This window comes from Streptomyces sp. NPDC046977, from assembly GCF_040644455.1.
In the GTDB taxonomy this organism is placed as follows: Bacteria; Actinomycetota; Actinomycetes; order Streptomycetales; family Streptomycetaceae; genus Actinacidiphila.
Map to the genome: position 1 here is coordinate 104,370 of NZ_JBEYWO010000021.1, position 22,523 is coordinate 126,892.

Consider the following 22,523-nt stretch of genomic DNA (forward strand, 5'->3'; position numbering starts at 1 on the left):
GGAGTTCCATCATGCCGAAGCGCAAAGGCCGCGCCGTCCTCCACGGGGTGACGGTGCTGGCGCTGCTCGCGGGCAGCGCCTATTTCACCTATGAGCTGCGCCAGGACGAGCAGGCGAAGGTTCCGAAGGTGCTGGCCGTCACCGACGGCGTGCAGGTGGCCGGCAAGCAGTCCACGGGTCAGCAGACGTGGGAGCGGCTGAACGACCCGGCGCGCTCCGTCCTGCGCGACGCGAGCGGAGCGGTCATCGCCACCTTCACCGACGGCGCCCGCACCGCCACGCTCAAGGGGGCCTCGCGGACCTTCAGCGAACCCGCCAACACCACGTCCCGCGTCGTCACCGACGACTGGGTGCGCCTGATGCCGGAGCCGTGGACCAAGGGCGCCGAGAAGGAGCAGTGGTTCAAGGACTGGTTCAAGGAGTTCTACGGGAGCAAGGAGGACGACATCTTCGCGTTCGCCTTCCAGTACGTGGAGGGCGCGCCGGTCAAGAAGGACTCCGAGGGACTCCAGTACGCCGGTGACGCCTTCTTCGGTCCGTTCAAGGAAGACGGCGTGGACCGCCTTGAGCAGAACGACTTCTACGACTACCTCGGCCAGTCGTACACGTTCCGCGACGGCACCACGATGCCCGCGCACCCGGAGCGCCTGCGGTCGCTGGACTGCTCCGGCTTCATGCGCATGGTGTGGGGCTACCGCGGCCGGTACCCGCTGATGGCCACCAACACGCTCGGGGACGGGCTGCCCCGCAGTGCCAACGGCATGGCCCGTTCCAAGGTCGGTGTCGACATCATCAAGATCCAGGGCCCCGCGCCCTGGTACGTCCGGCCGGACAACATCGACGTCCTCCAGCCGGGCGACCTGCTGTTCTTCAAGATGGACCACCGCACCGGCGACCACATCGACCACGTCGCCCTCTACCTCGGCCTGGACACCGACGGCCACCGGGTCTTCGTCTCGAGCCGGAAAGAGGTCAACGGGCCGACCATGGGCGACAAGGGCGGCGCGTCCCGCATCGACGGCAATGGCTTCTACGCCCAGTTGCTGCGGAGCGCCAAGCGTCTTTGACGGCCACGTCGGACGGCCGCGGTACCGCGGCCGTCCGCATCGCATCACGTTCGGACACACGAAGCCCGGGGGGGCATTCACATGACCATGCGTACCCGCGCGCTCCTGAAGAGCGCGCTCATTCCCGTGCTCGTGCTGGCCGCCGGCGTGCCGGTCACGGCGACGGCGACGGCACAGACCACGGCGGCCGCCGCCGTCCCTGCCGGGATCGGCCCGTGGGCCGCCCCGAAGGAACTGCCCGGCGTCACCAAGGTGATCGACCTGAAGTCGGCCCGCAACGGCACCCTCGTGGGGCTGTTCACGCAGAACGGCGGGACGGTGCTGGCGGTCAGGGCCGCGGGCGGTACCACCTGGCGATCGGCCGCGGCCGCGCCCGGCGCGGTCCTGCGGCGTACGGACGACGGTGCCGTCGCCCTCCTGTGGTGGACGGCGGCCGCGGACGGCGTGCACAGCGCACTGCGGATGTCCCGGCTGGCTCCCGACGCCACCGCCTTCGCCGCCACCGAGGACGTCGCGACGGGTACGCCGGCGACCCGTGGATTCGAGCAGTCCTCCACTCCCCTCACGATCGCCGCCGGCGCGGCGGGCCGCCAGGTCGTGGCCTGGATGGACACCGAGCGCAGGCTGACCGTCGTGGAGCGGTCCGCCGCGCGCGGGGCCTGGTCCGCTCCGGTGACCCTCGACCGGCTCCCGGACCCGATCGTCCGCCCGGACAACACCTACGACTACGTACTCCGGGACCTGCGCCTGGCCGTGGCCGCCGACGGTTCCCAGGCCCTGATCTGGGGCGGCGACAGCTCCTACCGGGGCGACGGCGTCGACGACGACCCGACGGCGTACCAGTGGTACTACAGGTTCCTGGAGAAGCCTGCCGGTGCCGCCTCCTGGACCGCGCCGCGCGCCCTGCCGCAGCTGGGCGCGCAGCCCCGGCACGTCACGCTGGCCGCCCATCCGCAGGGCGGATTCCACCTGCTCTCCCACGGCGGCTACGCGCGCAAGCCCGCCGGAGCCAAGGACTGGGGCCAGGCCCAGCCCATCGGGATCGGCGCGGACTCCTCGACCCCCGCGGAGCTGCTGACGGCCCCGAACGGCGATGTCACCGCCGTCGGCGGTCCGTACGTCGCCACCCGTCTCGCGTCCCGCTCCACGTGGGGCGCCCCGCAGCGGCTGACCCCCTATGCCGAGCCCGACTCGGTCAGCGCCACGCAGACCGCGAACGGCCAGGTCGTCGTCACCTACACGCAGCGGCGATTCGAATCGAGCCGCACGGTCCGCCGCGACTTCGTCACGCAGACCCTGGCGGGCGGCGCCGCGTCGAAGCCCGTCACCCTCAACACCCAGCAGAACGGGACAACCAGCGCGGGCCGGGTCGCGACCGACGACCACGGCCTGCCGGCGGCGGTCTGGACGCAGTCGGCCGACGACGGCTCCAAGCGCTCGGCGTTCACCGCGACCACGGCGACCAGGGCGTTGCCGAAGTGGCACGACTACGCCGACACCACCCGTTCCGACATCGTGGGCCTCAGCGCCAGCGGCATGATGAACCAGTTCACCCAGGACGCGACCAACCCGGTCCGCACCTACCAGACGGGTGGCTGGGCGGACAGCACCAGGGCCGTCCCCTTCGGCGACTTCGACGGCGACCGCTGCAACGACCTCGTCGTACGGATGCCCGGCGGTGAGGCCCGCCTCTACACGCTCGTGTGCGGTGGACTGCCCGCGCCCGACTCGGCGTACCGGCGTCTGGCGCAGAACTGGAGCGGCTACGACACGCTGCTCTCCAGCGGCGACCAGACCGGCGACGGCCGCCCGGACCTGCTGGCCCGCGACGCTGCCACCGGCGACCTGTACCTCTACGCGCACAACGGCACCGACGGGTTCCTGGCGCGCAAGCGGATCCGCTCGGACTGGAGGGCCTACAAGCGCGTCATCGGGGCCGGCGACCTGACCGGCGACGGCATCGGCGACGTGCTCGCCCTCGACAAGTCCGGCAACCTCTACCGCTACACCGGGGTCCGCGGAGGCACCCTCAAGGACCGCGTCCTGCTGTTCAAGGCCTGGGGCGGCACCTACAAGGACGTCATCGGCGCCGGGGACTTCAACGGCGACGGCCGCAACGACCTTGTGTCCCGCGACACTTCGAACAAGCTGTGGCTCAACGCGGGTACGGGGACCGGCACCTTCAAGAACCGGGTCCAGGCCGGGGACGCGACGTACTGGAAGAGCTGGGCCTCCCTCGCCTGACCGGGCGACCGCGCATCACGAACCGGCGGGGGCGTCGCGACGACGCCCCCGCCGGTTCGCGCGTTTTCACTGCGCGCAGCCGGTTCGGCCGCGGCTCCGGATCCGCCTCAAAAGCCCTTGAGGAGCAGGGCGGTGCGCGCCGTCCGACTGACGTCGCTTTGCGACCTGTACGGACAAGTGCGACGTGCGTCTTTACCGTTACCTGAAGGTTCCGTTGCGCACTGGACATGTTCCCTTGGTCAATCTTCCCCCCGGGACTCCTATGGTCGCGGTCAAGTAATGGGCAAGAACTACAACGGAGGACGTTGTGTCCCTGGATGCTCGTAGGGCCCGGCGGTTCGCCGCTCCCGCAGTCGCGGCCATAGCCGCCGCGGTCGTGACGATGGTGGTCAACCCGACGCTGGGCGCTTCCGCCACGGCGCCGCAGGCGAAGGCCAAGACCCCGACCGCCAAGAACGTCATCTTCATCAACGGCGACGGCATGGGCCCGGCCCTGCGCCAGGCCGCCCGCCTGCACTTCACGGGCCTGAACGGCCAGCTCGCCATGGACAAGCTCCCCGTCTCGGGCCAGCTGACCACCGAGCCGGACGACCCGAAGGCCGTCATCACCGACTCGGCCGCCGCGGCGACCGCGTGGGCCACGGGTGAGAAGACCTACAACGGCGCGATCAGCGTCGACGTGGACGGCAACCCGCTGGCCACCCTCGGCCAGCAGGCCAAGGCGGCCGGCAAGGCCACCGGCCTGGTCACCACCGCGCAGGTCACCGACGCCTCGCCGGCGGCGTTCTTCTCGAACACCGCCAACCGTTCGGCGCAGGACGAGATCGCGCGCCAGTACATCGAGGTCAGCAAGCCCGACGTCATCCTGGGCGGTGGCGAGGACTGGTGGCTGCCCGCGAGCAACGCCGGCGCGTTCAAGGACAAGCCCGCCGAGGACACGTCCGAGGCGAGCAAGGGCACCAAGGGCGACCTCATCAAGAAGGCCCAGAAGGCCGGTTACTCCTACGTCAGCAGCGCGGACCAGCTCAGCCGCGCCAAGGGCGGCAAGCTGCTCGGCCTCTTCGCCAACGAGGAGATGTTCCAGCAGCGTCCCGAGGGCCAGGGCGACGTGTACAGCCCGGTCGTCGGTCTGTCCACGATGACCAGCAAGGCCCTGAGCACGCTGGACAAGAACAAGAAGGGCTTCTTCCTCATGGTCGAGGAGGAGGGCACCGACGAGTTCGCGCACTCCAACAACGCCACCCGCACCCTGCAGTCCATGCAGGAGCTGGAGAAGGCCGTGGCCGTGGCCCGTGCGTACGTCGCCACCCACTCCGACACCCTGCTGGTCGTCACCGGCGACCACGAGACCGGCGGCCTGGCCGTCGAGGAGGCCGACGCCGCCGACGAGTCCGGCGACGCCATCTCCGCCGAGGACGGTCCGTTCAGCATCCGCGGCAGCGAGAAGACCTTCTACATGGACTGGACCACCTCCGGTCACACCGGTGTGGACGTGCCCGTGACCGCGGCCGGCCCGCTGTCCGACCGCTTCACCGGCAAGCACGCCAACACCTACGTCTACGACGTGCTGCGCCAGGCCCTGACGCGCCGCTGAGCGACGCGCACCCGGGCGGCTGACGCGCTGACGCGCTGACGCGCTGACGCGCCCCCACCGGAGCCCCGGGGCGATCACGCCCCGGGGCTCCGCTGTCGTCGCGGCGCGCGGTTCACCCGTCCGGCCCGTCCCCCAGAGCGGCATCGGGGTGAAGAACGGAAGAAGATCCTCCTTGAGGACTAGACCGCCCGCTTTGCCATGCCATTACTCTGGGTGCGAAGCCGTATCGCACGGCATGGAGGAGTGACAGATGAGGAGCAGCAACCCGGTCTTCTCCCGGCGGGGGTTCTCCCGCGGGGAGGGTTACGCGGGCTTCGGCGGTGCGCAGCCGCAGACGCAGCCGCAGGGCAGCCCGTACGCGGGCGGGAACCCGTACGCCGGGACCAACCCGTACGACACGGCGACCTACCAGGCCCCGCCCGCCGCCCCGGTGCAGACCGGGCGGATGACGATGGACGACGTCGTCTCCAAGACGGCGATCACCCTGGGCACGGTCGTGGTCGGCGCGCTGCTGGCGTGGTTCGTCCTGCCGGTCAGCCCGGGCAGCTGGACCCTCGCGGGCGGCGCCGGCCTGGTGGCCTTCGTCCTCTATGTGATCCAGATGTTCAAGCGCCGTCCGGTCCCGGGCCTCATCCTGGGCTACGCGGCGTTCGAGGGCATCGCGCTCGGCATCATCAGCGAGATGTACAACACGGTCTGGAGCGGCGCCCCCGTGCAGGCGGTGCTGGGCACCATGGCGGTCTTCGCCGGCATGCTCGTGGCGTACCGCACCCGGCTCATCCGGGTCACCCGGCGTTACTACCGCATCGGTATGGGGATCGCCGTCGGCTTCCTCATCCTGATCGTCATCAACCTGATCGCCGCCGCGATCGGCGGCGGTGACGGGCTGGGCCTGCGCAGCGGCGGCCTCGGCATCGCGGTCGGCGTCATCGGCGTGCTGCTCGGCGCCTTCTTCCTCTCGCTCAACTTCAAGGAGATCGAGGACGGCGTGCGCTACGGCGCCCCGGCCAACGAGGCGTGGTGGGCGGCCTTCGGCCTGACCCTCTCCCTCATCTGGATCTACCTGGAGCTGCTGCGCCTCATCGCCATCCTGCGCGGCGACGACTGACGCGAACGACGCCCGTCCGGCCGGGCGGGCATTCAACGGGCCCCGGAGGCAATGCCTTTCGGGGCCCGTTCGCATGCGCGGGGAGGCCGCTAGCCGAGCCTCCGGGCGGCGCGCCTCAGGTCGTACTCGTGGACGATCGCCTTGGCGTGCCCGTAGGACAGCTCGTGCTCGCTGCGGAGCCAGCTGACTTTCTCGTCGAAGCGGAGGAAGGCGGGGCCCTCGTCGACCGTGCGAAGCCATTCGCCGATCTCGCGGCCGGTGCAGTGGGGGATGTGGGAGAGCAGGTTCCGGTGGGTCTCTTCAGAGAAGGTCTGGGACATCGGCGCCTCCGGTATGCGTTCCGGTCACCCCACCGTGCCTGAGGCTTCTCCCGATGGCAACAGTGCGACGCGTCGGTTCTGTGTACGTACCGGTAGGCTCCCGGCCGTGCTGGACTGTACGACGCTTCGTGAGACCGCCGGGGCCCTGGCCGGACGTTACCGCTCCCTGCCGCAGAGCAGACTGCGCGGCGAGGTGGCGGCCGCGGGACTCGCGCTGGCCCGGGAACTGGCCGTGCGGGCGCAGCGGATCGAGTTCCCCGGGCGGGAACCGCTGCTGATGCCGGACGACGGCGTCTTCGCCGTCGGCGACCAGATCGCGGTGGCCGCCCACGAACTGGCCGCGGCGCTGGAGCCGCACCCTGACCTGGCCGCGGTACGCGACGAGGCCGTGTCCCTGATCCGGGACACGGCCTCGCGCTGCGGCCTGTAGCGGCTTGTCCCGGTCAGAGGGAGGCGACCACCCGGTCGGCCAGGACGTACACCGACTCCTCGCCGAAGGTGAAGGTGAGCGCGTAGCCGCCGGCCACCGCGGAGCCGCCCAGCAGGACCGGGGACTCGCCGCGGTCCAGGGCGTCGCAGAGCCGGTCCGCGGTCTCGCGGTCGCCCGGGGTCATGCAGAGCGTGGTGCCGTCGGCGAAGACGTACACGTCCAGCGTGCCGAGCGGGCCGGGGCGTACGTCGGCCAGCGGCATCCGCAGGTCGGCGAGTTCGCCGAGGCGCTCGGCGGTCTGCTCCTGGTTGGCCACGACCGGGGCCGGGACGGCGAAGTCCGGGTCGGAGGGGTGCCGGAAGGGCACCGGGCCGACGGGGCCGGGCTCCAGCCCGGTCAGGTCCGCCTGGCGGGGCAGGAACGGGCCGTACGGCAGGACCTCGTAGTCCGAGCCCGCGGTGCCCGGGGCGGCGCCGGTGCCGCCGAAGATCTGGACGTCGAGCTGGGCGTCGGCGACGGCGTCGCCCGCCTCGCCGGCGCCGTAGGCCAGGGGTGCCTCCTGGGCTGCCCAGAAGGCCCGCGCCTCGGCGAGCTCCCGCTCGCGCTCGTCGGCGAGGGCGTCCGCGACAGCGGTGCGTATGGCCTCGACGCCGGGGGTCTCCGCGGCCGCGCGCGCGGCCGGCACGGCGGCATGTGCGGCCGTGGCCGCCGCCAGGTCCGCGCGCAGGGCGGCGACGTCACGACGAACGCCGCGCGTGGCGAACAGCGCGGCGGAGCCGGCGGCCACGGCGGTTGCCGCACCCGTCAGCAGGACGAGGAACATGGCGCTCACTGGCGTACTCCCGACTGTGCTTTCCCGAGCCTGGCCCCCTGTACACACCACTGTGCACTCAAATCCATGGCCTTTGCAGTGCGGAACGTCACGATATGGGCAGGTCCAAAGTCTTGAGCCGGTCGAGTGATGCACTCCTGACCTGGGCAAACGACCGCCCCCGGGGCAAGGTCACATCCCGGGGGCGGTTCGATTGCGACTTAGGACACGCACACAGGCATTACGACAGGCGTTCGATGACCATGGCCATGCCCTGGCCGCCGCCGACGCACATCGTCTCCAGGCCGAACTGCTTGTCGTGCCACTGCAGCGAGTTGATCAGCGTCGTGGTGATGCGGGCGCCGGTCATGCCGAAGGGGTGGCCGACCGCGATCGCGCCGCCGTTGACGTTCAGGCGGTCGATGTCGACGCCCAGGTCCCGGTAGGACGGGATGACCTGCGCGGCGAAGGCCTCGTTCATCTCGACCAGGTCGATGTCGCCGATGGTCATCCCGGCCCGCTTGAGCGCCTGGCGGGAGGCCTCGACCGGGCCGTGGCCCATGATCTCCGGGGACAGGGCGGACACACCGGTGGACACCACGCGGGCGAGCGGGGTGATGCCGAGCTCGCGGGCCTTGGTGTCGCTCATGACGACCAGCGCGGCCGCGCCGTCGTTCAGCGGGCAGCAGTTGCCGGCGGTGACGGTGCCGTCGGGCCGGAAGACCGGCTTCAGGCCCTGCACGCCCTCCAGGGTGACGCCGGCGCGCGGGCCGTCGTCCTTGGAGACCACGGTGCCGTCGGGCAGCGTCACGGGCGTGATCTCGCGCTCCCAGAAGCCCTTCTTGATGGCCTCCTCGGCCAGGTTCTGCGAGCGCACGCCGAACTCGTCCTGCTCGGCGCGGGTGATGCCCTTCAGCGCGGCCAGGTTCTCCGCGGTCTGGCCCATCGCGATGTACGCGTCCGGGACCAGGCCGTCCTCACGCGGGTCGTGCCACTCGCCGCCGCCCTGCTCGGCGCGGGCCGCGGTACGTGCCTCGGCCTCCGCGAAGTGCGGGTTGTGGGTGCCGGGCATGCCGTCGGAGCTGCCCTTGACGAAGCGGGACACCGTCTCGACACCCGCCGAGATGAAGACGTCGCCCTCGCCCGCCTTGATGGCGTGCAGCGCCATCCGGGTCGTCTGCAGCGAGGAGGAGCAGTAGCGGGTCACGGTGCAGCCCGGCAGGTGGTCCATGCCCATCTGCACGGCCACGATCCGGCCCAGGTTGTGGCCCTGCTCGCCGCCGGGCAGACCGCAGCCGAGCATCAGGTCGTCGATGTCCCGCGGGTCGAGCTGCGGGACCTTGGCCAGCGCCGCCTGGATGATGGTGGCGGTGAGGTCGTCGGGGCGGAGGTCCTTCATGGACCCCTTCACGGCCCGGCCGATGGGGGAGCGGGCGGCAGAGACGATCACGGCTTCGGGCATCGCGACTCCTCGTCGAGGCGGCGTCGGAACGGCTGTACTCCTGGGGAAGTTACCTGTACGTAGAGCACCCAGTCACGTCTTGTGCGCTGTGACCCGGGCCTCTTTCTGAGCGCCCGCTTAGCCCGCGGCGCGCATGCGATGCTGTCGGGGTGAACTCCGAGGACCTGGTACGGCTGCGGCAGGCGCGGGACGCGATGGACCGGGACTACGCCGACCCCCTGGACGTCCCCGCACTGGCCCGCGGGGCCCTGATGTCGACCGGCCACTTCGCCCGCAGCTTCCGGGCCGCGTTCGGCGAGACGCCGTACAGCTACCTCATGACCCGCCGGATCGAGCGCGCCAAGGCGCTGCTGCGCCGCGGGGACCTGTCGGTCACCGAGGTCTGCTTCGCCGTCGGCTGCACCTCGCTGGGCTCCTTCAGCTCCCGCTTCACGGAACTCGTCGGCGAGACCCCGAGCGCCTACCGCGCCCGCGACCACGCGCAGGGCGCGCCGATCCCGGCGTGCGTGGCCAAGATGTTCACCCGCCCCGTCAGGAACCCGGCGGCGGGCAGCGCCTCGGCGTGAGACAGGCCCTAGCGTGAGGGCCATGGACATCTCGCTCTCACAGTGCTTCATCGCCGTCGACGACCACGACAAGGCACTCGCCTTCTACCGCGACGTCCTGGGCCTGGAGGTCCGCAACGACGTCGGCTTCGAGGGCATGCGCTGGGTCACCGTCGGCTCCCCGGCGCAGCCGGACGTCTCCATCGTCCTGGAGTCGCCGCTCGCCAATCCCAACGCCTCGCCCGCCGACAAGCAGGCCATGTCCGAGCTGATGGCCAAGGGCATGCTCCGCGGCGTCATCTTCACCACCCCCGACTGCGACGCGACCTTCGAACGCATCAGCGCCGCGGGCGCCGAGGTCCTCCAGGAGCCCATGGACCAGCCCTACGGCGTCCGCGACTGCGCCTTCCGCGACCCCTCGGGCAACCTTCTGCGCTTCAACCAGCCCCGCTGAGGCGCCCCGGGAGGCGCCCGCGCGGGGCGGGCGTCAGTTCTGGGCGGCCTCGGCCGCCGCCGCGGCGGCTTCGGCCGCCTCGGCGGCGAGCGTGGGATCGGTGGTGTCGGGCAGCCGGCGGCGACGGCGGCGCTTGATGAGGGCCCAGCGGCCGCGGGGCCCGGAGACGCTGCCGGAGGCGGCGGCGACCTCGGTGCCGGCCTCGCCGGCCGCCTCGGCGGCAGCCTGGGCGACGGGCATGAAGCCCTCGCCGCGGCGGGCGTCGGGACGCTCGTCCTCCTCGGGCCACAGCCCGAGCGCCGCGCAGAGGGTCGGCAGCATCGCCATGGCGGCTGTCGCGTACCCCTCCGCCGACGGGTGGTAGTTGTCCGGGCCGAACATCTCGCGCGGCCGCGACTCGAACTCGGGGCCCAGCAGGTCGCCCAGCGACACCGTACGGCCGCCGACACCGACCACCGCGATGGTCTGCGCGGCGGCGAGCTGCCGGCTCAGGCGCCGGGCGATCCAGCGCAGCGGCTGGTAGACCGGCTCGACCGAGCCGAGGTCGGGACAGGTGCCCACGATCACCTCGACGCCCGCCTCGCGCAGCCGCCCCACCGCGTCGGACAGCATCCGCACCGAGACCGCCAGCGGCATCCGCCGCGTCACGTCGTTCGCGCCGATCATCACCACGCACAGGTCGGGCGGCGGGCCCGCGTCCTGCGCCAGCAGCAGATCGACCTGGCGGGCCAGGTCGTCGGACTTCGCACCGGGGTTGGCCACATTGACCAGCCGCACCGGCCGTTCCGCCACCGCGGCCAGCCCGGACGCCAGCAGCGCCCCGATCGTCTGGCTCGCCCGGTGGACACCCTGGCCCGCCGCCGTCGAATCACCCGTGAGGGCGAGCACGATGGGCCGTTCGCCGCTGCTCAGCGCGAAGGCGGCGCCGTAGTGGCCGCCCGCCCGCGGGGGGATGGCGTCCGAGCCGCCGACGACGCGACGGGCGAGCGCGGCCTCGGTCAGCACCAGGCCGACCGCCGCTCCGCCCAGGAGCCCGATCCCGCCTCCTCCGTACGCGGCGGCCGTCGCGATCCGCCGCGCCACCCTTGCCCTGGACAAGGTCCACCTCCCGTGCCGCGCACGGGCCCCCGTCGGCCCGCAATGCTTACAACACCTTGTTGCCCCGTCCGATGCCCGGCGCAACCGTTCTTCAGGTGAGGCGCTGCTGCGCGACGAACCAGGCCAGCTGGGTGCGGTTGGCGGTGCCCGTGGACTCCATCAGCGACCGGATCCTGCGCTGCAGCGTGCGCAGGGATATGCCGAGCTGCGAGGCGATCGCCTTGTCGGGCAGCCCCGACATCAGCAGCGAGAGCAGCTGCTCGTCCAGCTCGGGGGAGCCGGGGAACTCCGGGTCCTCCTCCGCGTCGCCCACCACCGGCATCCGCAGCGGCGTGCCGCGCAGCCAGCGGTCCTCGAACAGCTCCAGCAGGGCGTCCACCAGTACCGACGGGTGCAGCAGCAGCAGCCCGGCGGACGAGACCACCGACCGGTCGCGGCCCCCGGACAGCGGCAGCAGCGCTCGTTCCGCGTCGACGATCATCAGCTTCATGGGCACGGTCGGCGCGGCCCGCGCCAGCTCGCCGGGCTCGACAAAGCCGGGCATGTCGGCCGCGCCCGGGTAGACCAGCGCGGTCGTCTCGTACAGCGAGCGGTACTCGACCCCGGAGGCCAGCCGCTCCTTCTGCACGAAGTTGCCCTCGGAGGAGACGTACGGCGGCCGCACGAAGGTCAGCACCTCCTTGCGCGCCTCGCGCTGGAGCTGTTCGATGATGTGCTGCTGCTCGGCCTCGCCGTGGACGACCTCGGCGATGCCCCCGGGCATCACCGGTTCGGCCGGTCGCGAAGGACGGGCGGCGGCGAGCGCGGTGAGCCGCTCGCGCACGGCGGCGAGGCCGGACTCCACCGCGGCCAGACCGCTGAGCGCGGCGGCGTAGTCGGCGGTGTCCGGGCCGGCCCCGGTGCGGTTCGGGTGCCGCTCGGTCATGGCTCACCCCCCGGTTGTACTGGCCCGGTGTCGTAGGTGCGACGTGTCGTGATCGCGCCACGGTGCGACTCTACCTCCGGACCTTCCGGGGCGTACGTAACACCCGTGTGAAGCGTGCGGCGACCGGCTCCCGGGGGAGCGGCCGCCACGCCCGAAAACCGCTTACCCTGGCCTCACAATCTCGGAGAACCCGGAGACAATGGTGCAGTTCCACGACTCGATGATCAGCCTCGTCGGCAACACCCCGCTCGTGAGGCTCAACAGCGTGACCGCAGGGATCCAGGCCACCGTCCTGGCCAAGGTCGAGTACTTCAACCCCGGCGGCTCGGTGAAGGACCGGATCGCGCTGCGCATGATCGAGGCCGCGGAGAAGAGCGGCGAGCTCAAGCCGGGCGGCACGATCGTGGAGCCGACCTCCGGCAACACGGGCGTGGGACTGGCGATCGTGGCCCAGCAGAAGGGCTACAAGTGCGTCTTCGTCTGCCCCGACAAGGTGTCCACCGACAAGATCAACGTGCTGCGCGCCTACGGCGCCGAGGTCGTGGTCTGCCCCACCGCCGTGGACCCCGGGCACCCCGACTCGTACTACAACGTCTCCGACCGCCTGGTCCGTGAGATCCCGAACGCCTGGAAGCCGGACCAGTACAGCAACCCCAACAACCCGGCCTCCCACTACCACTCCACCGGCCCCGAGCTGTGGGAGCAGACCGAGGGCCGGATCACGCACTTCGTGGCGGGCGTCGGCACCGGCGGCACCATCTCCGGCACCGGCCGCTACCTCAAGGACGCCTCCGACGGCGCGGTCAAGGTCGTCGGCGCCGACCCCGAGGGCTCCGTCTACAGCGGCGGCAGCGGCCGCCCGTACCTGATCGAGGGCGTCGGCGAGGACTTCTGGCCCACCGCCTACGACCGCACCGTCGCCGACGAGATCGTGGCCGTCTCCGACAAGGACGCCTTCCAGATGACCCGGCGCCTGGCCAAGGAGGAGGGCCTGCTGGTCGGCGGCTCCTGCGGCATGGCGGTCGTCGCGGCGCTGCGGGTCGCCGAGCGCCTCGGCCCGGACGACGTGGTCGTCGTGCTGCTGCCGGACTCCGGCCGCGGCTACCTGTCGAAGATCTTCAACGACGAGTGGATGGCCGACTACGGCTTCCTGGAGGAGGGCAGCGGCCAGGCCCGCGTCGCCGACGTCCTGGACCGCAAGGACGGCGGCCTGCCGCACCTGGTGCACATGCACCCCGAGGAGACCGTCGGCCAGGCCATCGAGGTGCTGCGCGAGTACGGCGTCTCGCAGATGCCGATCGTCAAGCCGGGCGCCGGCCACCCCGACGTCATGGCCGCCGAGGTCATCGGCTCCGTCGTGGAGCGCGAGCTGCTGGACGCGCTGTTCACCGGGCGCGCCACCCTCGAGGACCCGCTGGAGCGGCACATGTGCGCGCCGCTGCCGCAGGTCGGCTCGGGCGAGCCGGTCGCCGACCTGATGGCCGTCCTCGGCACCGCCGACGCGGCCGTCGTCCTGGTCGAGGGCAAGCCCACGGGCGTCGTGAGCAGGCAGGACCTGCTGGCGTTCCTCGCCGGGACCGCCAAGTAGCCGCATGGCGGGGGCCTTGCGCGGGAGCGGCGAGGGTTTTGCAGAAGTGGTACATCCGCGTCACGTCCGCGCAGCACGGTCTTAACACGGCTCCGGCACATTGGTGGATGTCGGCAGGACGGACGGGCAGCCCCCGGACGGCCCGCCGGCAGCGTGGATGTGGCACCTCGGACCTCCGGAGCGGCTCCCGGATTTCCCCTGGTGACCCCAGGACGTGCATGGCCAGGCCCTGACCCGGCCCACGTCCCTCGCGGGGACCGCCGTCGTCCCGCCCCCCGGGCGACCGGGGGTGCGGCGGTCCCCGCGCAAGGCGTCCAGGAGCGGCCCGCGTCACGACGCGGGCCGCTCTTCTGGTAAAGAGTCCGCGTGATCAACGCACACGTGTTCGCCGCCGTCGAGGAATCCGTCCGCGCCGTCGCCGACGAGGAGGCGCTCTCCCGCTTCGGGAGACTCGCCGCGGGCGACATCAGCGAGAAGAAGGGGCCGCGGGACCTGGTCACGGTCGCCGACCGCCGGGTCGAGGAACGCCTCACGCGGATCCTCACCGACCTGCTCCCCGGCTCCGCGGTGATCGGCGAGGAGGCCGTGCACGGCGACCCCGGGCTGCTCGACGCCTGGCTGGGCGAGGCCCCGGTCTGGATCGTCGACCCGGTCGACGGCACCTCCAACTTCGTCCGCGGCGACGCCTCCTTCGTCACCCAGGTCGCGCTCGCCGCCCGCGGCGAGCTGCTGGCGTGCTGGGTCTACCGGCCGGTGGACGGTGTCCTGGCCACCGCGCGGCGCGGCGAGGGCGCGCGGTCCGGCGGGCGCCCGCTGCGGCTGCCGGCCGCCCCGGACGCACCGGACGAGGTGCTGCTGGTCGCCGGGGCCCGCCCGGCGAACCTCACCCCCGGCCAGCACCGCGCCCTGTACGACCTCGGCCCCGGGCACGGCATCAAGCCCTGCGCGAGCGGTTCGGCCGGCTGCGACTACCTCGACGTGGCCCTGGGCCGGCTCGACGCGGCCACGTACGCCTACGACAACCCCTGGGACCACTCCCCGGGCGTGCTCCTCGTCACCGAGGCGGGCGGCACGGTGCTGTCCGCGGACGGGCTGCCCTTCCGTATGGCGGGCGGGCCGCAGCAGTTCGCGGCGGCCCGCGACAAGGCGGCGGCGGAGCGGGTCGTGGCGTTGTTCGCGCGCTGACGCTCCTCGGGGTCAGTCCTCCCAGGCGTCCGGGTTCCTGCGGCGGGCGCGCCGGTCCTGCTCGCGTTCGGCGAACAGGAACCCCATCGACTGGGCGACGTTCACGCCCACGATCCCGGCCCAGGCGATGAGCAGCCCGGGCAGGTGCTCGCTCGCGCCGATCGCGGAGAGCGGGATGGCCATGATGAGGGAGAAGCCGGCGAAGCCGTAGCGCGCGCCGAAGCGGCTGCGGCCCTCGTCGCCGCGCGGCCCGACCTGGCGGCCGGCGCGGGCGAACGCCGTCTGGTGCTCGGCGAGTTCACGGCGCACGCGCCGTTCGACCTGGGCGTCGATGCGCTGGTCGATCTTCTCCAGGAAGGAGTCGACGAGCGCCGACTCGTACTCCTCGCCGAGGTCCTTGCGCGCCTGAAGGGTGGCGGCGAATTCCTTCTTCAGCTCTGGGTCGCGGGCGTCCATGACGCCACCGTACGGACGGCGGGGCGCCGGGGCACTGGGGGAAACCCCCGAACTCTCTCAGGGGCGCTCCCCCCTCCCCAGTAGGGTCGTGCCGTGACCGCATCCAGGCCCCTGCTGACCGCGCTGTACGGCGACCACGGCGACCGCCCCGACGCACTCGTCGTCGCGGGGTCCGCCACCTCCCGCGAAGGGCTGCTGGCCGCGGCCGGGGCCGTGGCACGGCGGATCGCGGGGGCCCCCGCGGTGGCCGTGCACGCGACCGCGACCCTGGAGACGGTCGTCGCGGTCGTCGGCGGACTGCTCGCGGGAGTGCCGGTGGTGCCGGTGCCGCCCGACGCGGGCCCGGCCGAGCGCGGGCACATCCTCGCGGACTCCGGGGCGGTCGAGGCGCCCCCGGTCGACCTCGCGGAGAGCGCGGCCTTCGAGGGCCCCGAGCCGGGACCGGACACCACCGCCCTCCTGCTCTACACCTCCGGCACCACCGGCGCCCCCAAGGGCGTCCTCGTGCCGCGCCGCGCGATCGCCGCCGACCTGGACGCCCTCGCCGGGGCGTGGGAGTGGACCGCGCAGGACACCCTCGTCCACGGCCTGCCGCTGTTCCACGTGCACGGCCTGGTGCTCGGCGTGCTCGGCGCGCTGCGCACCGGCAGCCGCCTGGTCCACACCGGGCGCCCGACCCCGCAGGCGTACGCGGAGGCGGGCGGCAGCCTGTACTTCGGCGTCCCCACCGTCTGGGGCCGCGTGGCCGCCGAGCCGGAGGCGGCCAAGGCGCTCGCCGGCGCCCGGCTGCTGGTCTCCGGCAGCGCGCCGCTGCCCGCGCCGGTCTTCCGGGACCTGGAGGCGCTGACCGGGCAGCGGCCCGTCGAGCGCTACGGCATGACGGAGACCCTGATCACGGTGAGCACCCGCGCCTCCGGCGAGCGGCGGCCCGGGTCAGTCGGCCTCCCCCTGCCCGGCATCCGCACCCGGATCGCGGCCCAGCCCGGCGAGGAGATCGGGGAACTGCAACTGACCGGTCCGACGCTCTTCGACGGCTACCTCGGCCGCCCCGAGGCCACCACCGCCTCCTACACCGAGGACGGCTGGTTCCGCACCGGCGACATCGCGGCGGTCGACCCCGACGGCATGCACCGCATCGTCGGCCGGGCCTCCACCGACCTGATCAAGTCCGGCGGCTACCGCATCGGCGCGGGCGAGGTCGAGAACGCGCTGCTGGACCACCCCGCGGTGCGGGAGGCGGCGGTCGTCGGCGCGCCGCACGCGGACCTCGGCCAGGAGATCGTCGCGTACGTCGTCGCCGAAGGGGTGACCGAGCGGGAGCTGATCGACTTCGTCGCCGGGCACCTGTCGGTGCACAAGCGCCCCCGCAAGGTGCGCTTCCTGGCCGAACTGCCGCGCAACGCGATGGGCAAGCCCCAGAAGAAGCTGCTGCCGCCCGCGTAGGTGCGCGGGCCGCACGGCATGGCACGCTTGCCGGAGGAGCGGCAACGGACGGGGAGAGACCAGATGTCGACGGACAACGACACCGCGTCGGCGCGTCTGATGAAGCTGTTCGAGGCCCACCGCCTCACACCCACCCAGCGCCGCATCGCCCATTGCCTGGTGCGGCGCGCGGTCGACGCGCCCTTCCTGTCCAGTGTCGAGGTCGCCGAACTCGCCGGCGTCAGCCAGCCCTCCGTGACCCGCTTCGCCGTCGCCCTCGGCTTCGACGGCTACCCCGCGCTCCGCCGCCACCTGCGGGAGGTCGTCCCCGCCGCGGTGCCCGAGGGCCGGCCGGCGGGCGACACGTACAACGAGTACCAGGAGGCCGTCCAGGCCGAGATCGAGAACCTGCGGCATCTCGCGGCCCTCCTCGCCGACCCGGCGCCCGTCGCCCGGGCCGGCGCGCTGCTGGCCGGATCGCGGCCGCTGCTCGTGCTCGGCCTGCGCGCCGCCGCCGCCCAGGCCCGCGGCTTCGCCTACTTCGCGGGCAAGGTCCACCCCGACGTGCGCCTGCTCGACGAGGGCGGCAGCATGCTCGCCGACCGCGTCGACGCGGCGGTGCTGGCCGGCGCGAGCGCGCTGCTGTGCTTCGCCCTGCCGCGGCACCCGCGCGAGGTCGTCGAGGCGCTGGCGTACGCCCGCGGGGCGGGGCTCACCGTCGTGACCGTGGCCGACAGCGCCTTCGCGCCGGTCGCGGCGCACTCCGACATCCTGCTCCCGGCGGCGGTCGGCACCGGCCTCGCCTTCGACACCGCGTGCGCCCCGATGCTGCTGGGGCGGATGCTGCTGGAGGCCATGTGCGACGGGCTGCCCGACGCCCAGGCGCGGTTGGAGGAGTTCGACGCGAAGGCGGCGGCCGCGGGCCTGTTCGTGGAATGACGGCGGGCCGGAAAAGGCTCCCGTTCTCCTCACGGAATCTTGAAGTTCGCCGAGTAACCTCCCCCCTCGACATGTGACGGAACGCGAGGGAGGGGCAGGACGTGGTACGCGGAACGTATGTGCTGGCAAGGGTCGCGGTCCTGGTACGGACGGAAGCACGCTGGCTGTGGTGGCTCGGGGTCCTCGCGGCGGGCATCGGGGTCTTCGTCCCCGGCCTGACCGGGCGGCGCATCGGCGTCCTCGGCGGCGCCGCCCTGTTCGTCGTGGCCGCCTTCGCCGCCTTCCTCGTCCGACGCCGCCGCTACGCGGCCCTGGCCGGGCGGGCGGAGCGCGCCCCGAGGTCGGTGTTTCTCCAGGACCGCCGCGTCACGGCCCGCGGCTGGGCGCGCTCCCGCCGCTGGTGGCTGCTGGGCGCCTTCGCCGTCGCTCTCGCCTCCAGCGTCGCCGTCCCGGCGGCGGGCGGCATGCTGCTCGCCGGCCTCGGCGCGGGCCTGTGGGCCAAGGCGGTCGGCATAGGCCGGTGGGAGCGCGCGCACGACGAACTGATCTGGGTCCGCCCCGAGCACGCGGGCCGCGGCCCCGCCGCGCCGTCCGTCCCGTCCTACGAGGCCACCGGCCCGGCCGCCGGCGACGCCGCCCCCGGCGGCACCCGCCGCTGACCGGCCTCCGGCCGCGGGGCCGCGCGTCCCGTGCGGGCGGTCGAGCCCTGTGCCGCCGTCCACCGGTTCCCGTGCGGCCTGCTGCGCGGGCCTGCGCAACGATCGCCGGGTGACCTTGGCTCGCGGTGACGTCGCCGACCGACCTCGCGGGCGGTTCCGCCCGAGGTGCCGCGGCGGTGCGGCGTCCCGCGCCGTCCGGCCGGGTGGGCGTGCGTTCGGCCCGGAGGGACCCATGGTGCGGCATCCTGTGTGGCTCAGCCGTCGGTCGTTGACCTGGCCATACAGGCGTGAGTGCTGCCGCCGGACGCGTGGGCGGTTCGGCCCCGGCATCGCTCCGCGGGGTCTGTGCGGCTCGGCTGTCGTCCGTTGGCCGGGCGATGCCGTGGCGGGGTTGCCGGGTGTGTGTGGAGGTTTCGGCCCGGGGTGCCCTGGTGCGGTCGTCCGGCCCCGCGCCCGCTTCGGGCCCTGTGGTGTTGCGTGCGGTGCAGGCGCAGTCCGCCCGTCGTGTCGATCTGGTCGTCCAGTTCGTGTTCGTCCCCGGTCCTGGTGGCGCGGGGCGCGGGCACGAGTTCGGTGCGGACGGGGAGTCGTTGACGGGCGCCGGAGGGCCCTGTGGTGCGGCAGTCCGAGAGGCAGGCGCTGGATCGGTGCGGCCGTGGCGGGGTTGCCGGGTGTGTGGAGGCTTCGGCCCGGGGTGCCCTGGTGCGGTCGTCCGGCCCCGCGCCCGCTTCGGGCCCTGTGGTGTTGCGTGCGGCTCGGGGCCGGCGCGTGCAGCCGTGGTCGTGCGGCGGTCCGGGTCGGGCTCGTCCCGCGCTCGTGCAGTTCCGGCGCTCAGCCGACCCGCCAGGCCACGGTGGTGTTCCCCGGGGCCGTGCCCAGCGGCGCAGTTGCGCGACGTCGACCGGGCGATGCCGGCGGGCGTGCGGCGGCTTCGGCCCGGGCGCAGCCGTCCGAGCCGGGTTGGCTCGGCCGCGGTGGCGTTCCGCGTGGCGCAGCTGCGGCCCGCTGGCCGGGCGCCGCAGGCGCGAGTTCGGTGGGGACGAGGAGAACGTCGCCGGGGCGTGGGTCGGCCCGGAGGGCCCGGCACCGCCGGCGGGTGGGGGGGCACGGGCGCGGTCGGCCCGGTGGTGCGGCGCCCCGCGCCGCCGCTCAGCCGCCGGATTCCGTGACGAGTTCCGCGAGGGTCTGGGCGCGGCGCAGGGTGCGGAAGCGCGGGGGGTCGCCGGTGTGGCCGTGGACGGCGGGGCGGAGGAGGGAGTTGTAGGCGAAGTGCGTGGAGAAGTAGTAGGCGCCGGTGTCGAGGAGGGCGACGAAATCGCCCTCCTCCAGTAGGGGGAGGGCGCGCGCGGAGGCGACGAGGTCGCCCGCGAAGCAGCAGGGGCCGGCGATGTCCTGGAGCACGGGCTCACCCTGCTTCGCGACGCCCTTGGCGTCGAGCGCCAGCACCCGCAGCGGCCAGGACTGCGGGGCGAAGACGGTGCGGGTGGCGACCTGCACGCCGGCGTGGGTGACCGCGATGGCCCGGCCGCCCGCGGACTTGGTGTACTCGACCCGCGCGAGGACCGTGCCGTGCCGGGCCAGCAGTGAGCGGCCGAACTCGGTGACGAGCCCGTAGCGCCCGTCGAAGAGCCCCGGAACGGCGGCCCGCAGCATCCCGGCGTACTCGGCGAAGGTGGGCCGTACCTCGTCGGTGGTGAAGTCGACCGGCAGGCCGCCGCCGATGTCGATGACGCGGACCTGCTGTCGTCCGGCCGCCTGGTTGATGCGCTCGGCGAGTTCGTACGTGGCCCGGACGCCGGCCGCCATGCGTTCCAGGGGGACGCCCTGGGAGCCGGTGTGGGTGTGGAGGCGGGTGAGCCAGGGGCGGTCGAGGAAGGCCCGGACGACCCGGTCGGCGGCGCCCTCGTCGCGCAGGGCGACGCCGAACTTCGAGGTGGCGGTGGCGGTGCTCATCGCGCCGATGCTGCCGCCGCCGACCTGCGGGTTGACGCGCAGTCCGAGGGGCGGGGCCGTTCCGGGCCGTACGAGCCGGTCCAGCCGGGCGAGTTCCTGGAAGTTGTCGGCGTTGACGGCGATGCCGAGGGCGAGGGCCTCGGCGAGTTCGGCGGGTGTCTTGGCGGGGGAGTCCAGGACGGTGCGGTCCGCCGGGACGCCCGCCGCCCGGGCGAGGGCGAGTTCGCCGGGGCTGGCGACCTCGGCCCCGATGCCTTCCTCCGCCAGCAGCCGCAGCACCGGTACGAGGGAGGCCGCCTTGACGGCGAAGGTGTGCGTGACCTCGGTGCCGGGCACGGCGAACGCCTCCCGCAGGGCCGCGGCGGAGGCGCGGATCCCGTCCAGGTCCAGCAGGCCGGCCACCGGCTGCTCCGGTCCGACCAGTCCGTGTTCCACGGCGGCGCGCAGGACGTTCCCCCGTCGGCTCATGCCTCCATGGTGGCGCGGGCGGACAATTCCCTCAGGGGAAGAGACCCGGTTGACTGGGGCTATTCACCAGGCAAGGATGTGAATGATTCAATCCAGTCGCGAGGAGGCAGGGGCATGACCGCAACCGGCAGCGGACCGAGGACCGTGCGCGCACCGCGCGGCAGCGCGCTCACCGCACAGGGCTGGCAGCAGGAGGCCGCGCTGCGGATGCTGCAGAACAACCTCGACCCGGAGGTCGCCGAGCACCCCGAGAAGCTCGTCGTGTACGGCGGCACCGGCAAGGCCGCCCGCGACTGGCGCTCCTTCGACGCGATGGTCCGCACCCTCCAGGGCCTGAAACAGGACGAGACGATGCTCGTCCAGTCGGGCCGCCCGGTCGGCGTGATGCAGACCCACGAGTGGGCGCCGCGTGTGCTCATCGCCAACTCCAACCTGGTCGGCGACTGGGCCACCTGGGAGGAGTTCCGCCGCCTGGAAGCGCTGGGCCTGACCATGTACGGCCAGATGACGGCCGGTTCGTGGATCTACATCGGCACCCAGGGCATTCTCCAGGGCACGTACGAGACCTTCGCCGCCGTCGCCGAGAAGAAGTTCGGCGGCAGCCTCGCGGGCACCATCACCCTCACCGCCGGGCTCGGCGGCATGGGCGGCGCCCAGCCGCTCGCCGTCACCATGAACGGCGGCGTCGTCATCTGCATCGACGTCGACCCGCGCGCCATCGAGCGCCGTATCGAGCACCGCTACCTGGACGTGAAGGCCGACTCCCTGGAGCACGCCCTCACCCTGGCCACCGAGGCCCGCGACCGGCGCAAGGCGCTCAGCATCGGCGTGCTGGGCAACGCCGCCGAACTGGTGCCGCAGCTGCTGGCCATGGACGCGCCCATCGACATCGTCACCGACCAGACCTCCGCGCACGACCCGCTGGCGTACCTGCCGGTCGGCGTCGACTTCGCGGACATGGCCTCCTACGCGGCCGAGAAGCCCGCCGAGTTCACCCAGCGGGCGCGCGAGGCGATGGCCCTGCACGTCGAGGCCATGGTCGGCTTCATGGACGCCGGCGCCGAGGTCTTCGACTACGGCAACTCCATCCGCGGCGAGGCCCAGCTCGCGGGCTACGACCGGGCGTTCGCCTTCCCCGGCTTCGTCCCCGCCTACATCCGCCCGCTGTTCTGCGAGGGCAAGGGCCCCTTCCGGTGGGCGGCGCTGTCCGGCGACCCGGCCGACATCGCCAAGACCGACAAGGCGATCCTGGAGCTCTTCCCGGAGAACGAGTCGCTGGCCCGCTGGATCAAGATGGCCGGTGAGCGCGTCCACTTCCAGGGCCTGCCCGCCCGCATCTGCTGGCTCGGTTACGGCGAGCGCGACAAGGCCGGCGAGCGCTTCAACGAGATGGTCGCCGACGGCACCCTGGCCGCCCCGGTGGTCATCGGCCGCGACCACCTCGACGCGGGCTCGGTGGCCTCCCCGTACCGCGAGACCGAGGCCATGCTCGACGGCTCCGACGCCATCGCCGACTGGCCACTGCTCAACGCCATGGTCAACGTCGCCTCCGGCGCCTCCTGGGTCTCCATCCACCACGGCGGCGGCGTCGGCATCGGCCGCTCGATCCACGCCGGCCAGGTCACCGTCGCCGACGGCACCAAGCTGGCGGGCGAGAAGATCCGCCGCGTGCTCACCAACGACCCCGGCATGGGTGTCATCCGGCACGTCGACGCGGGCTACGACCGCGCCGAGGAGGTCGCGGCCGAGCGCGGGGTGCGCGTCCCGATGCGCGAGGACGGAACCGCGTGACCTC

The 22,523-nt window shown here is 73.0% G+C and carries 20 protein-coding genes; 13 read left to right on the plus strand and 7 right to left on the minus strand.

Going from position 1 to position 22,523, the window contains the following annotated elements; genetic code table 11:
- The first annotated feature begins 11 nt into the window (after positions 1-11).
- From ABZ883_RS28205 to ABZ883_RS28220, 4 genes are all read left to right on the plus strand, one after another.
- Positions 12-1,067: an NlpC/P60 family protein gene (locus ABZ883_RS28205; RefSeq protein WP_360910896.1), complete on the plus strand. Its 1,056-nt coding sequence runs from the start codon at positions 12-14 to the stop codon at positions 1,065-1,067.
- An 81-nt stretch (positions 1,068-1,148) separates the two neighbouring features.
- Positions 1,149-3,311, plus strand: a complete 2,163-nt coding sequence (locus tag ABZ883_RS28210) for a VCBS repeat-containing protein (protein WP_360910897.1) — start codon at positions 1,149-1,151, stop codon at positions 3,309-3,311.
- Positions 3,312-3,618: 307 nt separating this feature from the next.
- Positions 3,619-4,905 (plus strand): alkaline phosphatase, encoded by a 1,287-nt coding sequence (locus ABZ883_RS28215; RefSeq protein ID WP_360910899.1) that lies wholly within the window; start codon positions 3,619-3,621, stop codon positions 4,903-4,905.
- Positions 4,906-5,155: 250 nt separating this feature from the next.
- Positions 5,156-6,013, plus strand: a complete 858-nt coding sequence (locus ABZ883_RS28220) for a Bax inhibitor-1/YccA family protein (RefSeq protein WP_360910900.1) — start codon at positions 5,156-5,158, stop codon at positions 6,011-6,013.
- Positions 6,014-6,102: 89 nt separating this feature from the next.
- Here ABZ883_RS28220 and ABZ883_RS28225 read toward each other — a convergent pair whose 3' ends face one another.
- Entirely contained in the window at positions 6,103-6,333 is a 231-nt protein-coding gene (locus ABZ883_RS28225; protein WP_360910902.1) for a DUF4287 domain-containing protein, read from the minus strand.
- 106 nt (positions 6,334-6,439) lie between these two features.
- On the opposite strand from ABZ883_RS28225, the gene ABZ883_RS28230 reads away from it, so the two are divergent.
- Positions 6,440-6,763 carry a hypothetical protein gene (locus tag ABZ883_RS28230; protein WP_360910904.1) on the plus strand — a complete coding sequence of 108 codons (324 nt, stop codon included), beginning with the start codon at positions 6,440-6,442 and terminating at the stop codon, positions 6,761-6,763.
- Between the two features lie 13 nt (positions 6,764-6,776).
- On the opposite strand, the gene ABZ883_RS28235 is transcribed toward ABZ883_RS28230, so the two are convergent.
- Both ABZ883_RS28235 and ABZ883_RS28240 read right to left on the minus strand, forming a co-directional pair.
- Complete coding sequence (locus tag ABZ883_RS28235; protein WP_360911033.1) at positions 6,777-7,586, minus strand: hypothetical protein; 810 nt, start codon at positions 7,584-7,586, stop codon at positions 6,777-6,779.
- 229 nt (positions 7,587-7,815) lie between these two features.
- Positions 7,816-9,036 carry an acetyl-CoA C-acetyltransferase gene (locus ABZ883_RS28240; RefSeq protein WP_360910906.1) on the minus strand — a complete coding sequence of 407 codons (1,221 nt, stop codon included), beginning with the start codon at positions 9,034-9,036 and terminating at the stop codon, positions 7,816-7,818.
- A gap of 149 nt (positions 9,037-9,185) precedes the next feature.
- Here ABZ883_RS28240 and ABZ883_RS28245 point away from each other — a divergent pair, with 149 nt between their 5' ends.
- A complete protein-coding gene (locus ABZ883_RS28245; protein WP_360910908.1) occupies positions 9,186-9,602 on the plus strand; it encodes a helix-turn-helix transcriptional regulator in 417 nt (138 codons plus the stop codon).
- Positions 9,603-9,624: 22 nt separating this feature from the next.
- Positions 9,625-10,035: a VOC family protein gene (locus ABZ883_RS28250; protein ID WP_360910910.1), complete on the plus strand. Its 411-nt coding sequence runs from the start codon at positions 9,625-9,627 to the stop codon at positions 10,033-10,035.
- Between the two features lie 33 nt (positions 10,036-10,068).
- Here ABZ883_RS28250 and ABZ883_RS28255 read toward each other — a convergent pair whose 3' ends face one another.
- Both ABZ883_RS28255 and ABZ883_RS28260 read right to left on the minus strand, forming a co-directional pair.
- A complete protein-coding gene (locus ABZ883_RS28255; protein ID WP_360911035.1) occupies positions 10,069-11,118 on the minus strand; it encodes an SGNH/GDSL hydrolase family protein in 1,050 nt (349 codons plus the stop codon).
- A 106-nt stretch (positions 11,119-11,224) separates the two neighbouring features.
- The gene (locus ABZ883_RS28260) at positions 11,225-12,058 is read right to left on the minus strand and encodes a LuxR C-terminal-related transcriptional regulator (protein ID WP_360910912.1); all 834 of its coding nucleotides are present in this window, start codon (positions 12,056-12,058) and stop codon (positions 11,225-11,227) included.
- A 202-nt stretch (positions 12,059-12,260) separates the two neighbouring features.
- Here ABZ883_RS28260 and ABZ883_RS28265 point away from each other — a divergent pair, with 202 nt between their 5' ends.
- Together ABZ883_RS28265 and ABZ883_RS28270 are read left to right on the plus strand one after the other, a co-directional pair.
- A complete protein-coding gene (locus ABZ883_RS28265; protein WP_360911037.1) occupies positions 12,261-13,646 on the plus strand; it encodes a cystathionine beta-synthase in 1,386 nt (461 codons plus the stop codon).
- A 366-nt stretch (positions 13,647-14,012) separates the two neighbouring features.
- Positions 14,013-14,831: an inositol monophosphatase family protein gene (locus ABZ883_RS28270; protein ID WP_360910914.1), complete on the plus strand. Its 819-nt coding sequence runs from the start codon at positions 14,013-14,015 to the stop codon at positions 14,829-14,831.
- Between the two features lie 12 nt (positions 14,832-14,843).
- On the opposite strand, the gene ABZ883_RS28275 is transcribed toward ABZ883_RS28270, so the two are convergent.
- Positions 14,844-15,287 carry a hypothetical protein gene (locus ABZ883_RS28275; protein WP_360910916.1) on the minus strand — a complete coding sequence of 148 codons (444 nt, stop codon included), beginning with the start codon at positions 15,285-15,287 and terminating at the stop codon, positions 14,844-14,846.
- Positions 15,288-15,380: 93 nt separating this feature from the next.
- Here ABZ883_RS28275 and ABZ883_RS28280 point away from each other — a divergent pair, with 93 nt between their 5' ends.
- The 3 genes from ABZ883_RS28280 to ABZ883_RS28290 all read left to right on the plus strand — a co-directional run bounded on the left by ABZ883_RS28280 (position 15,381) and on the right by ABZ883_RS28290 (position 18,307).
- Positions 15,381-16,730 carry an acyl-CoA synthetase gene (locus ABZ883_RS28280; protein ID WP_360910919.1) on the plus strand — a complete coding sequence of 450 codons (1,350 nt, stop codon included), beginning with the start codon at positions 15,381-15,383 and terminating at the stop codon, positions 16,728-16,730.
- Positions 16,731-16,793: 63 nt separating this feature from the next.
- On the plus strand, positions 16,794-17,648 hold the full coding sequence (locus ABZ883_RS28285) for a MurR/RpiR family transcriptional regulator (protein ID WP_360910921.1): 855 nt from the start codon (positions 16,794-16,796) through the stop codon (positions 17,646-17,648).
- Positions 17,649-17,749: 101 nt separating this feature from the next.
- Positions 17,750-18,307 (plus strand): hypothetical protein, encoded by a 558-nt coding sequence (locus ABZ883_RS28290; RefSeq protein ID WP_360910923.1) that lies wholly within the window; start codon positions 17,750-17,752, stop codon positions 18,305-18,307.
- Between the two features lie 1,149 nt (positions 18,308-19,456).
- On the opposite strand, the gene ABZ883_RS28295 is transcribed toward ABZ883_RS28290, so the two are convergent.
- Positions 19,457-20,728, minus strand: a complete 1,272-nt coding sequence (locus ABZ883_RS28295; RefSeq protein WP_360910925.1) for a diaminopimelate decarboxylase — start codon at positions 20,726-20,728, stop codon at positions 19,457-19,459.
- A gap of 114 nt (positions 20,729-20,842) precedes the next feature.
- Here ABZ883_RS28295 and hutU point away from each other — a divergent pair, with 114 nt between their 5' ends.
- Entirely contained in the window at positions 20,843-22,519 is a 1,677-nt protein-coding gene (gene hutU, locus ABZ883_RS28300; protein ID WP_360910927.1) for a urocanate hydratase, read from the plus strand.
- Positions 22,520-22,523: the final 4 nt, after the last annotated feature.

Bases quoted from the DNA above. Each gene is read 5' to 3' on its own strand.
- ABZ883_RS28205 (WP_360910896.1), top strand. From the start codon at position 12: ATGCCGAAGCGCAAAGGCCGCGCCGTCCTCCACGGGGTGACGGTGCTG.
- ABZ883_RS28240 (WP_360910906.1), bottom strand. From the start codon at position 9,036: ATGCCCGAAGCCGTGATCGTCTCTGCCGCCCGCTCCCCCATCGGCCGG.
- ABZ883_RS28260 (WP_360910912.1), bottom strand. From the start codon at position 12,058: ATGACCGAGCGGCACCCGAACCGCACCGGGGCCGGCCCGGACACCGCC.
- ABZ883_RS28250 (WP_360910910.1), top strand. From the start codon at position 9,625: ATGGACATCTCGCTCTCACAGTGCTTCATCGCCGTCGACGACCACGAC.
- ABZ883_RS28235 (WP_360911033.1), bottom strand. From the start codon at position 7,586: ATGTTCCTCGTCCTGCTGACGGGTGCGGCAACCGCCGTGGCCGCCGGC.
- ABZ883_RS28275 (WP_360910916.1), bottom strand. From the start codon at position 15,287: ATGGACGCCCGCGACCCAGAGCTGAAGAAGGAATTCGCCGCCACCCTT.
- ABZ883_RS28220 (WP_360910900.1), top strand. From the start codon at position 5,156: ATGAGGAGCAGCAACCCGGTCTTCTCCCGGCGGGGGTTCTCCCGCGGG.
- ABZ883_RS28285 (WP_360910921.1), top strand. From the start codon at position 16,794: ATGTCGACGGACAACGACACCGCGTCGGCGCGTCTGATGAAGCTGTTC.
- hutU (WP_360910927.1), top strand. From the start codon at position 20,843: ATGACCGCAACCGGCAGCGGACCGAGGACCGTGCGCGCACCGCGCGGC.
- ABZ883_RS28210 (WP_360910897.1), top strand. From the start codon at position 1,149: ATGACCATGCGTACCCGCGCGCTCCTGAAGAGCGCGCTCATTCCCGTG.
- ABZ883_RS28295 (WP_360910925.1), bottom strand. From the start codon at position 20,728: ATGAGCCGACGGGGGAACGTCCTGCGCGCCGCCGTGGAACACGGACTG.
- ABZ883_RS28225 (WP_360910902.1), bottom strand. From the start codon at position 6,333: ATGTCCCAGACCTTCTCTGAAGAGACCCACCGGAACCTGCTCTCCCAC.